The 12,362-nt window shown below is 70.1% G+C and carries 13 protein-coding genes; 9 read left to right on the top strand and 4 right to left on the bottom strand.

The features are described 5' to 3' along the window. From ACJ8AN_RS24025 to ACJ8AN_RS24015, 3 genes are all read left to right on the top strand, one after another. Positions 1–478, top strand: a 478-nt coding sequence (locus ACJ8AN_RS24025; RefSeq protein WP_407757775.1) for an MYXO-CTERM sorting domain-containing protein, incomplete at its 5' end; no start/stop codon positions are given. Positions 479–760: 282 nt separating this feature from the next. After that, positions 761–2,437, top strand: a complete 1,677-nt coding sequence (locus ACJ8AN_RS24020) for an OmpA family protein (RefSeq protein WP_407757774.1) — start codon at positions 761–763, stop codon at positions 2,435–2,437. 82 nt (positions 2,438–2,519) lie between these two features. Beyond that, positions 2,520–3,128, top strand: a complete 609-nt coding sequence (locus tag ACJ8AN_RS24015) for a hypothetical protein (RefSeq protein WP_407757773.1) — start codon at positions 2,520–2,522, stop codon at positions 3,126–3,128. On the opposite strand, the gene ACJ8AN_RS24010 is transcribed toward ACJ8AN_RS24015, so the two are convergent. Beyond that, positions 3,059–5,188: an Ig-like domain-containing protein gene (locus ACJ8AN_RS24010; RefSeq protein WP_407757772.1), complete on the bottom strand. Its 2,130-nt coding sequence runs from the start codon at positions 5,186–5,188 to the stop codon at positions 3,059–3,061. The two genes, ACJ8AN_RS24015 and ACJ8AN_RS24010, sit on opposite strands and share 70 nt — an antisense overlap. Before the next feature lie 259 nt (positions 5,189–5,447). Beyond that, entirely contained in the window at positions 5,448–6,002 is a 555-nt protein-coding gene (locus tag ACJ8AN_RS24005; RefSeq protein ID WP_407757771.1) for a mannan-binding protein, read from the bottom strand. A 302-nt stretch (positions 6,003–6,304) separates the two neighbouring features. Between ACJ8AN_RS24005 and ACJ8AN_RS24000 the strand changes: the two genes are divergently transcribed. Further along, on the top strand, positions 6,305–6,769 hold the full coding sequence (locus ACJ8AN_RS24000) for a hypothetical protein (RefSeq protein WP_407757770.1): 465 nt from the start codon (positions 6,305–6,307) through the stop codon (positions 6,767–6,769). After that, positions 6,769–8,598: a hypothetical protein gene (locus tag ACJ8AN_RS23995; protein WP_407757769.1), complete on the top strand. Its 1,830-nt coding sequence runs from the start codon at positions 6,769–6,771 to the stop codon at positions 8,596–8,598. The genes ACJ8AN_RS24000 and ACJ8AN_RS23995 overlap by 1 nt, the downstream gene beginning before the upstream one ends. A gap of 54 nt (positions 8,599–8,652) precedes the next feature. Here ACJ8AN_RS23995 and ACJ8AN_RS23990 read toward each other — a convergent pair whose 3' ends face one another. After that, a complete protein-coding gene (locus tag ACJ8AN_RS23990) occupies positions 8,653–9,546 on the bottom strand; it encodes a lipase family protein (RefSeq protein WP_407757768.1) in 894 nt (297 codons plus the stop codon). A 156-nt stretch (positions 9,547–9,702) separates the two neighbouring features. Here ACJ8AN_RS23990 and ACJ8AN_RS23985 point away from each other — a divergent pair, with 156 nt between their 5' ends. Further along, positions 9,703–10,182, top strand: coding sequence for a cupin domain-containing protein (locus ACJ8AN_RS23985; RefSeq protein ID WP_407757767.1), 480 nt, complete (start codon positions 9,703–9,705; stop codon positions 10,180–10,182). A gap of 22 nt (positions 10,183–10,204) precedes the next feature. Here the strand turns inward: ACJ8AN_RS23985 and ACJ8AN_RS23980 are convergent, their stop codons facing one another. Next, positions 10,205–11,083 carry an Fpg/Nei family DNA glycosylase gene (locus ACJ8AN_RS23980; protein WP_407757766.1) on the bottom strand — a complete coding sequence of 293 codons (879 nt, stop codon included), beginning with the start codon at positions 11,081–11,083 and terminating at the stop codon, positions 10,205–10,207. A gap of 121 nt (positions 11,084–11,204) precedes the next feature. Here ACJ8AN_RS23980 and ACJ8AN_RS23975 point away from each other — a divergent pair, with 121 nt between their 5' ends. The 3 genes from ACJ8AN_RS23975 to ACJ8AN_RS23965 all read left to right on the top strand — a co-directional run bounded on the left by ACJ8AN_RS23975 (position 11,205) and on the right by ACJ8AN_RS23965 (position 12,333). Next, positions 11,205–11,579, top strand: coding sequence for a hypothetical protein (locus ACJ8AN_RS23975; protein ID WP_407757765.1), 375 nt, complete (start codon positions 11,205–11,207; stop codon positions 11,577–11,579). Positions 11,580–11,663: 84 nt separating this feature from the next. Beyond that, positions 11,664–11,855 (top strand): hypothetical protein, encoded by a 192-nt coding sequence (locus ACJ8AN_RS23970; RefSeq protein ID WP_407757764.1) that lies wholly within the window; start codon positions 11,664–11,666, stop codon positions 11,853–11,855. Positions 11,856–11,949: 94 nt separating this feature from the next. Beyond that, the gene (locus tag ACJ8AN_RS23965; protein ID WP_407757763.1) at positions 11,950–12,333 is read left to right on the top strand and encodes a response regulator; all 384 of its coding nucleotides are present in this window, start codon (positions 11,950–11,952) and stop codon (positions 12,331–12,333) included. The last annotated feature ends 29 nt before the right edge of the window (positions 12,334–12,362 follow it).

Here is a 12,362-nt window from a genome sequence, read left to right as displayed (position 1 = left end):
TCTGGTCAATGGGACGGCGTTGCCCACGGGCACGAGCGCCGAGGTGGTGTGCCGCGGCGGTGTGGCCGAGCTGGACGGCCGGTGCGGTCTGGTGTATGGGACGGCGCTGCCCAACGACGCGGCTGCGGTGGAGGTGTGCCGCGTCGGAGTGGCGGACATGGATGGCCGATGCGGACTGGTCAATGGGACGGCCGTGCCCGACAGTCTGGTCGCGGAGCAGGCGTGCCGCAGCGGAGTGGCGGATGCGGACGGCCGGTGCGGCCTGGCGGATGGGTCCACCGTGTCGGCCGATGCCGAGCCCGCGAACGTGTGCCGCTCGGGCCGGGCCACGCACGAGGTCTGCGGTGGGCCGGGCGCGGTGGGCCGGATCGAGGGGGCTGGCATGGGTTGCTCCACCGTGCCCGCGTCCTCGGCCAGCTGGATGCTGATGGCGAGTCTGGCTGCCCTCGTCGGATTCGGCCGTAGGAAGTCGGAGTAGGGCTTCCCCGCCTGACAGGGAAGGACACCCGCCCATCAGCCGGTGTCCTTCCTTGCCGGGTCTGAGTCGTTGCAGCAGCAGCGAGTCCGGCGGTTTGGGTTGATGTCTGACTGTATGTTGGGGTTTATGTCTGTGAATGTTTGTTCACGCGCCGTTGGGAAGAGGCCGGTCTTGCGCGTCATTGCCCTTACAATCGTTCTCCTCGGTGCGTGGGTCGCGGGCGCTGCCTCCCCGGCACCGCTGGCGCAGGCCCTTCCTCTCAACCGGTATGAGCCGACGCCGGTGGGCGAGTCCTCCATCATGGTGGACGTGCCCCGCTACGGCACCGATGAGTTCTCCGTCGGCTTCAGTCTCAACTACGCCCACAGGCCGCTGGTGCTCGGCGTGGAGAACGAGGCGGGGGAATTCCAGACACTCCGCGTCCTCATCGAGCACCAGTTGCTGGGCCACATCGATCTGTCCGCCCGCTTCTGTGATTGCACCACCTTCTCACTCACCCTGCCCATCGCGCTGGCGGAGCGGGGTGATTCCTCGCGAGATCCCTCGGTGCCGTCCACCTCGAGGTACTCGCTGATGGCCTCCGCGGCCGCCCGGAGCGCGTCCGAGCCCGACTCACTCGGGGACGTCGGCCTGCTCCGGAGCTCGAACGTGGGTGACCCACGCCTGGGGATGATGGTGCGTCTGTATGGCCGTCCCGACGAGAGCCCGCTCTCCGTCAGCCTCGGCGGCTACCTGTGGGTGCCGTTGAGCAGGTTCCTCTCGCGCCCGGAGGCCGGGGCGGGTGACCAGGAGTTCCGCGCTCGGCCCATGCTGGTGCTCGCGGGTCATCGCCAACACATCCAATGGTCGCTCGCGGGCTCCTTCCTCTTCCGCCCCGAGGCGCCCCAGAACACCCTGCCCGCCATCGATGGCAGCGTGGAGGGCTCGGAGCTACGGGTCGGCACGCATGTGAGTTACACCGACAAGGAGCGTGGCTTCGCGGTCGGCCCGGAGGTGCAACTCTCCACCCTGCTGATTCCGCGGGATTACGCTTTCAAGCCCTTCTACACGAGCCTGGAGGCGTTGATCGGGTTGCATTTCAAACCCTCGCAGGTGCTGCAGGTGGACCTGTCCGCCGGAGCGGGTCTGCTGCGGCGGCCCGGTACTCCGGATCTGCGCCTGTTGCTGCGCGTGTCCTATAACCCGGTCTGGAAGGGCCAGGGCTCGAACCCGCGGGCGAGCCAGGTGCCCCCGAGCGGTGGCCTCCAGGCTCCCGTTCCGGCCCTCGTGACGGCCCATACCACGGCGCCCCAACTCTCGGCGGAGCCCTGCTCGGATTCACCCCAGGAGGCCTCTCCCGGAAGCCTGCGTCTGGGTTGTCCCGCGAGTGATGCGGACCAGGACACCGTGCTCGACTCCGTGGACCAATGCCCGGAGACACCCTGGGGCCAGTTCCCCGACCCCGAGCATCTGGGTTGTCCCGCGAGTGATGGGGATCAGGACACCGTCCCCGACTCCCTGGATGCCTGCCCCGACGAGCCCGGCGCTCCCGCCCTGGAGCAGGGCAGGAATGGCTGCCCCGGCCTCGTGGAGGTGAAGGGAGACAGGCTGCTCATCCGCAAGCCGATTGTCTTTGGTCTCAATACGGACACGGTCCTCGAGGAGAGCTTCCCCGTGTTGCAAGCGATGACCGACGCCCTGCGGGCGAGCCCGTGGATCAAGAAGATCCGCATCGAGGGGCACACCGACAATCAGGGCTCGGCGGCGGCCAATCAGACGCTGTCCGTGCGGCGCGCCCGGAGCGTGATGCGCTGGCTGCAGACCCATGGCGTGGAGCCGGAGCGCATGGAGTTCGCCGGCTACGGACAGAGCCGGCCGGTCGCGGGCAATGACACGGAGCAGGGGCGCGCCGCCAACCGGCGTGTCGACATCGTGATCATCGAGCCGCCTCCGGCCCCCTCCAGCGGTGCGCACCCGTAAAGCTTCATCGAGAAAGGTTCATTCCATGCAACGCCTGGTGTCTCGGCATTCGAGGATGGGGCTGTGTGCATTGGCCCTGGTCATGGCTCCCGTGCTTCCCGGGTTCGCGGCGGACCCTCCGTCGTCCGCGCTCGGGGTCGACCTGCGGGTCTCCCTGGACGTGGGGCCGCGTCTCGAGCCCGATTACCTCTCCGTGCCGGTGTACGTGACAGTCTTCAACTCCGGCCCGGAAGCCGCGGAGGACGTGACGGTGTCCATCGCGCTGCCCGAGTACCTGTCCGGCAGTGCCGTCAACAGTGGCGGGCTCTCCTGCGGCCCCTCGGGCAGCACCGTCACGTGCACCCTGCCCGGGCTCGACGCGGGAGCGAGCACCGTCGTCGAGGTGGACTTCACCCTGCCGCCTTCTCCGCTCGAGCCATTCGAGATCCGCGCGAGCGCGACGGGGGGCGGATTCGAGCTCGTGCCCGAGGACAACCAGGCGGCGATTTCAACGAACGCCTACGGGCGGCTGCGCCTGTCCGGAGGCAGTTGCTCCAGCGCGGAGGGGCAGGGGAGCGCGATGAGCGCGCTGGGATTCCTCCTGCCCCTGCTGTGCTCCTGGAGGCCGCGGGCGCGGCGCGCTCAGCGGGCCGAGGGCTCGGGCGGAGTCCAGTCGAGTCCGGCGAAGACGCGGAAGCCCGGGGTGCCGTAGCCGCGCGTCAGGCCGGGGCCGCCGCCCACGTGGGCCCGCAGCCCGTCACTCACGCGGTAGCGCACCGCGCCGAGCAGCTCCAGGGGCCGCTCCTCGGCATCCCGCTCCCGCAACCCGAGCGCGCCCGCGAGCTGCGCCTGCACGGCGAGCCGCTCGCCGACGGGCACCTGGGCTCCGAGCGCGTACAGCCACTCGGTGCCGGTGCGCAGGGTGAGCAGCCGCTCCTCGCCGCGCACGTGGATGCCCACGTTGGCCACCAGGCGCAGGCCGCCGCTCGAGGCCCACTCGCCCAGGAGTTGGGGCTGCACGGCCACGCCCGTGCCCCCGCGGAAGGCCTTGCCCCCGGCGGTGGGAAGCAGCACGGGGATGGCGACGCCCAGGTGCAGCCCGCCCGCGGAGACGAGGCGGACCTTGGGCACCATCCGCAAATCCCCCAGTCCCGCGCCCGTGACTCCCTCGGCGAAGGCCGGAGGCGAGGCGACGCCCCGCTCCGAGGCCTGATAGGTGAGTGGCAGGGCCATGCCCAGCTCGAAGCGCTCGCAGAAGGACACGGAGCCCATCAGGTCGAGCGTCATCTGGGTGGCGACCACCTCGTAGACGAAGCCGTTCTGGCGCGAGTCGAAGAAGCCCAGCGTGTCGTTGGCGTAGCCGAGCGAGGCGCCCAGGTGCCAGCCATCGCGGCCCAGCTGAGCGCCATGCACGCCGAGCAGGTCCATGGCCCCGGGGCCGGGCTTGTAGCGCTGCACGTCGATGGACTGGGACAGCAGGGACGGGTCGATGGACTGCGCCCGCGCCGCCGGAGCGGCGAGCATCGCCAGGGCCAGGAGTCCGGTGGCCACGGTGCTCTCGCGAGCCGTGGAGCGCGTGCGCCTCGAGCGCATGAGGGGCACGGCGAGCAGCAGTGCCATCAACCAGGGCAGGGGCGAGCCGCCCGAGCTGCTGCAGCCCCGGCCGTAGACGTAGAGGTAGCTCGACGGGTCATCCTCCGTCACGGGAGTGGTCACGGTGAAGGTGGTGCTCGCGGGGTCACCCACCGGGCCCGAGGCATTGGAGGACACCGCGACGACGGTGTGGGGCCCATCGGCGAGCGTGGTGGGCTCCACGCAGGACCATGCGCCGGTGGGGTCGGCCGTGGTGCGGCAGAGCTCCGAGCCGTCCTCGCGCTTCACGAGGACGTCGAGCCCCGGGCCCGCCGTGCCGGAGTAGGTGGGCGACGTGTCGGAGATGACGGAGCCATGGGCCGGCGTGGTGATGGTGGGGCCGGGGAGCACCGGGTCGGGCCCGATGCGCCAGGTGTAGACGGCGGGAGTGGCGTCCACGTTGCCCGCGGTGTCCCTGGCCCGCACCTCCAACGTGTGGAGGCCCTCGGACAGGTCCGTGAAGGTCACCGGGTCCGAGCAAGAGACGAAGGACGCACCATCCAGGCGGCACTCGAAGAAGCCCGGCTCGGTGGACTCGAAGTCGAACGTCGCGCTCGTCGCGGAGGTGCTGGCGGGAGGCGCCGAGAGGATGAAGGTGTCCGGCAGCGTGGTGTCGATGGTGAAGGCGTTGGTGTTCGAATCCGGGCTGACGTTGCCGCTGGCATCCCTGGCCCTGGCACTCACTGCATGGCTGCCATCGGGCAGGTCTGTCGTCGGTGAGAAGCTCCAGTTGCCCGAGGCATCGGCGGTCACGGTGCCCACGAAGCTTCCGTCGAGGATGACGGTGACCGTGGTGCCGGGCTCGGCGGTGCCGGTCACCACGGGCCGGGCCGTCACCAACAGGCTCCCGTTGGCGGGGGTGTTCACCACGGGCTTCGCGGGAGGCGTGGTGTCGATGACGAAGGTGTTGGTGTTCGAATCCGGGCTGGTTTCTCCGAGCCCGTTCGTGGCCGTGGCTCTCACGGAGTGGGACCCGTCGGGCAGGGCGGACGGTGTGAGCGTCCAGTTGCCCGCGGCATCAGAGGTCGTGGTGCCTACGGGGCTTCCGTCGATGAAGACGGTGATCGTGTTGCCGGGCTCGGCGGTGCCGGAAAACGGGGGCGAGGAATTGTTGATCAGCGCGCCATTGACCGGACTCAAAACGGCGGGCGTCGAGGGGGCGACGAGGCCTGGGCCCCCCCACGTCGCGTGGGCCGCGCTGGCGCATAGCACCACCGCGAGCAGTGCACGCCATTGCCACCCCCATACGTTACGTCCCGGCATATCCTGGCCACCTCGGTCTGGGTGGCGGACGATGCCTGGAGGGGGGTGTTGAAGTCCATGTCCGCGAGAAGAGGGGGCAGCCTCCGCGATGGGAAGCCGCCCCCTTCCTGATGGCTACTCTCGAGCAGGCGCGGGCTCAGCCGCAGGCGGGCGTGAGGCAGCCGCAGACGGGACCGGCGCCCGAGGGCGGCGTGTTCGTCCACTGCCCGTTCCAGGTGGCCTTGGCGCCGGAGCAGACGCTCGGGCAGCGCTTGTCCGCGTCCTGCTGGTTGGAGAGGGGGGTCGTCTTCACGTCCGCGGCCTTCATCTGGTAGCAACCGCAGACGGGGCCGACACGCGAGGGCGGCGTGTTCGTCCACTGCCCGTTCCACAGGCCATTGGCCGCCTTGCAGACGGACGGGCAGCGCTTGTCCGCGTCCGACTGGTTGGCGATGGGGGTCGTCTTGGAGTCGCTCGGCTTGACGACGCAGCCGCAGACGGGACCGGCGCCCGAGGGCGGCGTGTTCGTCCACTGGCCGTTCCACTTGTCGTAGCCGGCCTGGGTACAAATGGACGGACAACGCTTGTCGGCATCCTGCTGGTTGGCGATGGGGCTCGTCTTCGCGTCACAGGAAGGCGCATCCGCCGCATGCGCCGCACCGACGGACACGAACATCATCACAGCGGTCATCACACTCATCATCCACTTCATGGTTCCCTCTCCTTTGGGTTGCGGGAATGAGTGGACAGTAGAGACAGCGGGCTCCGGTGGCTGTGACGGGGTTCATCCGGAAAGCATGAGCGCCGTCACAGGCAATTCCTTTCATGTCAGGGAGTGGGGGCTCGAGCGGAAGCGGCGTGAGTCCGTTCGCGTGGTCTGTGTTTGTGCCGCACCGGCCCCGAGCCGGCCTGGAGCCCGGCGCCGGGGGGCCTTGCCACCTTTTCGACACCTGTGCGTGACTCGACGTCACAGGGGGAGCCCTCCGGCTCCCAGGGCCGGAAAGGGGTCGTGACTTGCGCCGCATTCTCAATGCAGTGCTTCTCGTGGCGATGCTCCCGTTGGGACTCGCCTGCGAGGACGGGAAGCTCCAGCTCCCGGATCTTCCGAAGGTGGATCTGCCGAGCGTTCCGCTGCCGAAGCTGGACACCGGCAACCTCGCGCTCATCAAGACTCCGTTGGGTGGGCTCCAGTTGGACCCGACGGGCCGCGATGCCATCACGGCGCTCGGGACCTGCACGGACCTCATCACCTACTGCTTCGAGCCCGGAGCGCGCTCGTTGGATCAGTGTGTGGAGGCGGTGCCCCACTGCAAGACCTCCAAGCCCTGGACCGAGTCGGAGTGCTGTCCGACGGCCTGCGTCAGCACCTACTCCAAGGCGCGTGACAAGGGACAGGAGCCGGTCGCCGCCTTCGAGCAGACCTTCTTCCTCGAACCCGACTGTTTCCCCGGCGTCCGCTCGCTGCTGGAGGTGAAGTGATGCGCAAGCTCCTCCTGTCCTCCGTGCTGCTGCTGTCGCTGCCCGCCTCCGCCTGGGAGTCCGTCTGCTACGAGCAGAAGGACCCCTCGAAGGAGGCGGGGGACTACCCGAGAACCGGCGGCTCCTACTGCTCGCCCGCGGCGGGTCCCAACACCGCGCGCCAGCGCTGGGTGGGCGAGCTCGACGAGCACCGTCAACTCTGGGAGCTGACCCGGGAGAAGGCGGGCCTGCCGGGCGAGGCCTCCGCGACGCTGCACCTGCGCGTCTTCACCTCGAGCACGCCGCTGAACGTGGACGGGCAGCAGCTCACCTCCCTGCTGCCGGTGCCCTTCGCCGAGACCGCGCGGGTGCAGACGCGCGCCATCTCCCCGGGCGAGCTGGCCCAGCTCCCCGACTTCTCGTATGCGCTCTGGGACTGGGCCACGGGCCACGAGACGTGCCCGCTGCAGGGCGTGGGCGCGGACGCGGTGCAGTGCCACGACTTCGCCACGCACATGGGCCCGGTGAACTCGAACCACTTCCTGCCGCAGGCGGGGCGCTTCTACGCGCACTACCACGGGCTGGCGCTCGCTCGGGCGAAGGAGTGCAAGGCGACGAAGGACTCGCTGGGCGCCGCGGGCGGGCGCTACGCGGACTACCTGCGCGCGTGCGAGTCCGAGGCCCTGTCCCTGGAGGCGGTGGGCCACCACTACCTGCAGGATGCCTGGAGCATGGGGCACATGTGGCAGCGCTGGGGCTCGCCGGAGCTCGCGGACTTCCCCAGCGAGGGGAATGATCCGAGAGACCGGGCGGTGCTCATCGCGCTCGCCTCGGGACTGCTGCACGGGGCGCGCGGGGTGCTGCAGAAGCTGCCCGAGTGGACGAGCTACGACGTCAACGACGCGCTCTGCGCGCCCCATGACTCGGTCGAGTTCATCACTCCGAGCGGCGAGCGCTACCCGGCCATCGGGGACGACTACCTGGGGTTGCTGCCGCAGCTGGGACAGGGGGGCACGTACGCGCCGCAGACCGAGCGCCTGTTGTCGTGTGCCGTCTCGGGGATGCGCGAGGTGTACGCGGCGGCGGGGGAGAACCACGGGGCGCTGGGGCCACCGGCCGAGGGCTTGCGGACCTTGGATCCCTCGGGCCCGGAGTGCTTCGGGCAGCGGGCCACCAACCGGGCGATGCAGGAGGCGGCGGCGGTGCAGTTCCGCTTCGTGAAGCAGCAGGTGACGCTCGAGCTGGACTCGCGGGTGGTGGGGTGGATCGTCCCCACGGTGGCGCACGAGTCGGGCGAGGTGCCGGTGCCGGCGCGGTTGAAGAACGAGTTCCGCGTGGAGATGCAGCGCATCGTCTCGCTCACGCGGCTGCTGGCGAAGGAGCGTCCCGAGGGCACGGAGCTGGCGGATGGGCGTTTCGGGTCCTTCCTGGGCGCCAGGCCCAATGGGGAGTACGCGGGCGGTGGGGCACTGGCCTCGTACGCCGATCCGGGGCTGCCCTGGCCGTCGACGCCGGACGCGGTGCCTGGAGCAGGAGAGCGGGCCCTCGCGCTCGCGCGCGTCTTCCACCAGGGGCACGCGGGGGACTGGTGCCGGTCGAGCTCGACGGATGGGCTCGAGGCGCTCCGGGCGAGGGCCTCGGACGTGGCGCTCGATGACACGACGCGGGCGGCGGCGTGCGAGGTGTGCTCGGAGTTCGCGTTCCGGCACCTGCGGGTGGGCACGGGTCCGGCGAGCTACGACACGTCGTCCGAGCCCCTGTGCCACTTCCTCTCGGCAGGTCCGTACCTCTACCAGCCGGGTCCGGGCGCGCCGGACGCACTGGCGCGTGCGTGGTGCGGCTGTCCCTGAGCCAGGGGAGGTGGTGCGCTGGAGCTCGCGAATCAGGGCTCCAGCGCGTGCGGCTCAGAGCACCTTGTGGTCGCGGATCATCGCGAGCTGCTCGTCGGCCGTGAGGTTCTTCAGGCCCATGTGCCCGAAGGGGTACGTGTTGTAGACCTTCTGCCCATCCTGCCCGGGGATGGGCGAGGTGAAGCCCGCGAGCCCCACGCCCACCAGCTCGTCGGCGTTGGACCAGATGCTGAAGACGTGCGAGCCCTCGTCGTGGTTCACCGCGTTGATGTCCTTCAGGAACGTCGAGGCCGGGTGCAGCCCGTCCGTCGTGTTCGTGGTGGGGACCATGTCGCCGGTGAGCATGGCCGAGGCCAGACCGTGGTTGGCGCCGGCGATGCCCACGAAGGTGTCCACGCTGTTGGTCAGGGGCTTGCCGAGGTCGAACTTCTTGCCCGCGTAGGGGTCGAACCCGTCACCGCCCTGGATGGCCTTGCGCGCGAGCGTCACGCCCATGGAGTGGCCGATGACGTCCACCTTCTTGGCCCCCGTGTACTCCTTCACGGCCTGGATGAAGGCGCGCACCTCCTCGAGGTACTTCTCCGAGTGGTGCTGCTGCGAGGCCTGCAGGGGATTCGAGGGCCCCCACGTCATCGCGTACATCTCCGAGGGCTTGTAGCCCTGCTTGGCGAAGGACTCGATGGAGCCCTTCCAGCCGGCGGCGCTGTCGGAGTTGCCGTGGATGAAGATGACGGGCTCCTGGGTGACCTTGTCGCCGGGGCCCGACTTGCCGCCGAAGGCGGGCACGTTGCCCTTGGCGAAGTCGTACTTGCCGTAGCCGTGGCCGACGAGCCACTTCTGGAAGTCCGAGGAGAAGCGCGAGTCCTTCGAGACGCTCACCTCGGCAGCCGCCTTGCTGGTGCGGGCGGTGGACGGGGTGTTCGGCTGGGAAGAGATGCGCGTCGACATGGCGGACCACCTTGGAGCTGGAAGTCGGTTGGTTGCCTACATTGTCGTGCAGTGCCCCTTCCGAGTTGCGTGCGGGCCCGGCCTCCTGGGTGGCCCGAGGACAAGCCGTTGAATTGATTGTGTTTTTCGAGCGAGCCCGCGCCCTACAGTGGCCGCATGGTCGACGAGCTGGTGAGGACATTGGGACTCGCGCCGCACCCCGAGGGTGGCTTCTACCGGGAGACGTGGCGCTCGGCGGTGCCGGTGGAGACGCCGCGAGGTGGGCGCTCGGTGGGCACGGCCATCTACTACCTGCTGCCGCGGGGCACGTTCGCGGCGTGGCACCGGGTGAGCTCGGACGAGCTGTGGCACTTCTACGACGGGCACGCGCTGACGATGTACCTGCTCGACGAGCGCGTGGGCCGGCTGGAGACGGTGACGTTGGGCCGGGACGTGGCGCGGGGCGAGCGGCCGCAGGTGTTGGTGCCGGCCGGGGTGCTGCAGGCGGCGCGGCCGCGAGGGGACTACACGCTGTGTGGCTGCACGGTGGCACCGGGCTTCGACTTCGCGGACTGGGAGATGCCCCGGGGCGAGGCGCTGGCGGCCCGCCATCCCGAGCACGCGGAGCTGTTCCGCCAACTCTCCCATCCGGGGTGAAGGCGAGTCTCTCTCCAGCCCCTCACGCGCGAGAGCGGGCGCGAGGTGCTCGGGTCCGCTCGACCGGGACCGCGCGTGGACGGCGGGCGGGTTTCCCAGCGGAGCCCGTGTCCTGGCAGCCCGGGCAGAAGAACAACCCGCGGCTGGCCAGCGTCAGGCGCGAGATGGGTGTGGCGCACCGGGGGCATGGTTGTCCCTCGCGGTCGTAGACGCAGAACCGGTCCTCGCGGCGCTTGCCGGGAGTCTCCCAGGGGGCCGGGGGCGCATGGGGCACGACGATGCGCCCATCGCGTGCCGCGTCCTCCATCAGCAGCCGGAGGGCCTCCCACAGGCGCTCGAAGTCCGCGAGGCGCAGCTCCGAGGCGGGGCGCAGGGGCGGCAGGCGCGCGAGGAACAGCGCCTCGGCGCGCAGGATGTTGCCCACGCCCGAGATGCGCTCCTGGTCCAGCAGAGCTGTCGCGAGGGGTGCACGGCCGCGGCGGAGGGCCTCGAATGCGCGGGCGGGCGATGCATCCGGCCGCAGCGGATCCTCCCCGAGCCGGGAGCGGAGGGTGGCCTCGGCCTCGGAGCTGAGGAGCTCGCAGGCCTGGGGCCCGGCGAGGTGGAACGCCGCATGGGGCGAGGCGAGCCGCAGTCGGCACGCGGGGGAGGGCGGAGGCGCGCCGGAGCGGAAATGCCGCATGTGGCCGAAGAGGCCGAGGTGGATGTGCAGCCGCACGCCGCCCTCGAAGAGGTAGAGGAGGTGCTTGCCGTGCGCGTCGACGCCCTCAAGCGTGCGTCCCGAGAGACGCCGGGCCTCGGTGGAGAAGCGCCCCTGGGGCGAGTCCGCGGTGAAGCGGCGCCCTACGAGCCAGCGGCGGTGGATGCGAGCGATGCGGTGGATGATATTCCCTTCGGGCATCCCCGAGAGGTAACGCCGGAGACATGACCTGTCTCGTAGGTAATGCCGCCGGGCTGCCCGGTCGATATGCTGTCGGCGCGGAGATCGTTCTCCTGTCAGTCCGCCCACGACGGAGGAGCACATGACGATTCGGAAGAAGTGGCTGCTCGCGTTCTCAATGGCCGCATCGACCCTGATGGCCTGTGCCCATGGACCCGAGGGGTACCGGCGGCCGGTGGCGAAGTCGGACCTGCTCGTGGTCCAGACGGACGAGGCCGAGAAGACCCGGCTACCGGAGTGGAGGCTCGAGATCCCGCTCGGCGAGAAGCAGGACGACTCGGTGCTGGAGTTCCTCGCCTGGGCCGAGCTCGTGGGGGCGAGGTACGTGAGCGACCTGGACGTCGTGTTCGCGGCCCGGCAGGGCACGCAGGTGCTGGAGTGCCGGAGCCACCTCCAGCCCGTCCTGGCGTACGAGCAGGGGGCGCGCCCGGAGATGTTGGTGGTGGCGGACCAGTAGACGCCGGCCTTTTCGGTCCAGGCGTGCCCGAAGGGCGTCTGCGATGAGCCCCTGGGCCCGCCGCCGTCGAGGGCGCTCCGTTACGTGCTCCGGCCCGCCACCGACGTGCCCTCGCGCTCCCTGGTGCGTCGATGGAAGCTCCAGAAGTCGGCCCCCCAGTGCACGCCGCTCGAGGGCGACATGGCGGCGCTCTCGGCGCACTACCTGCGCGTGGAGGGCCATGCCTGGGGATGCCGCGGCTCCACCGCCTTGGGTTGCGAGGATCTGGCCCTCTGACCGCACCGGCTCCCCGGGGGGCTCGGCAAGCCGTGGAGGAGGGGTCCGAACTCCCCTGGCCGCCGGGGCCCCGGGCGATGCTATCTTCCGCGCCATGACGCAGCAGATCCGGGCGCTGGTGGTGGATGACTCGCAGGCCATGCGGCGCAGTCTCATGTACGCGCTGCAGCGCATGGGCCCGTGGCTCCACACGGACGAGGCGCAGGACGGGGCCGAGGGCCTCAAGAAGCTCACCCTGGGCCGGTACGATCTCGTTCTCACCGACATCAACATGCCGTTGATGGATGGGCTCAAACTCATCCGCCACATCCGGCAGACGGACGCGTACCGCACGGTGCCCATCGTGGTCATCACCACCGAGTCGGCCGTCGAGGACCGTGAGCGCGCCATGGCGCTCGGGGCCAGCGCCTACCTGGTGAAGCCCGTGCAGTCCAAGGTGGTGCAGGACACGGTGAAGAGCCTGCTGCGGCTCGAGTAGGGGCCGCCGGGCGGACGGGCGCTTGTCCT

The organism is Archangium sp. (genome assembly GCF_045802675.1).
GTDB lineage: Bacteria > Myxococcota > Myxococcia > Myxococcales > Myxococcaceae > Archangium.
This window is presented reverse-complemented; position numbering and strand designations above follow the sequence as displayed.

What these genes read in the sequence shown, in the direction of transcription:
- ACJ8AN_RS23985 (WP_407757767.1), top strand. Translation starts at nt 9,703, where the DNA reads ATGGTCGACGAGCTGGTGAGGACATTGGGACTCGCGCCGCACCCCGAG.
- ACJ8AN_RS23995 (WP_407757769.1), top strand. Translation starts at nt 6,769, where the DNA reads ATGCGCAAGCTCCTCCTGTCCTCCGTGCTGCTGCTGTCGCTGCCCGCC.
- ACJ8AN_RS23990 (WP_407757768.1), bottom strand. Translation starts at nt 9,546, where the DNA reads ATGTCGACGCGCATCTCTTCCCAGCCGAACACCCCGTCCACCGCCCGC.
- ACJ8AN_RS23980 (WP_407757766.1), bottom strand. Translation starts at nt 11,083, where the DNA reads ATGCCCGAAGGGAATATCATCCACCGCATCGCTCGCATCCACCGCCGC.
- ACJ8AN_RS24015 (WP_407757773.1), top strand. Translation starts at nt 2,520, where the DNA reads ATGGCTCCCGTGCTTCCCGGGTTCGCGGCGGACCCTCCGTCGTCCGCG.
- ACJ8AN_RS24005 (WP_407757771.1), bottom strand. Translation starts at nt 6,002, where the DNA reads ATGAAGTGGATGATGAGTGTGATGACCGCTGTGATGATGTTCGTGTCC.
- ACJ8AN_RS23975 (WP_407757765.1), top strand. Translation starts at nt 11,205, where the DNA reads ATGACGATTCGGAAGAAGTGGCTGCTCGCGTTCTCAATGGCCGCATCG.
- ACJ8AN_RS23965 (WP_407757763.1), top strand. Translation starts at nt 11,950, where the DNA reads ATGACGCAGCAGATCCGGGCGCTGGTGGTGGATGACTCGCAGGCCATG.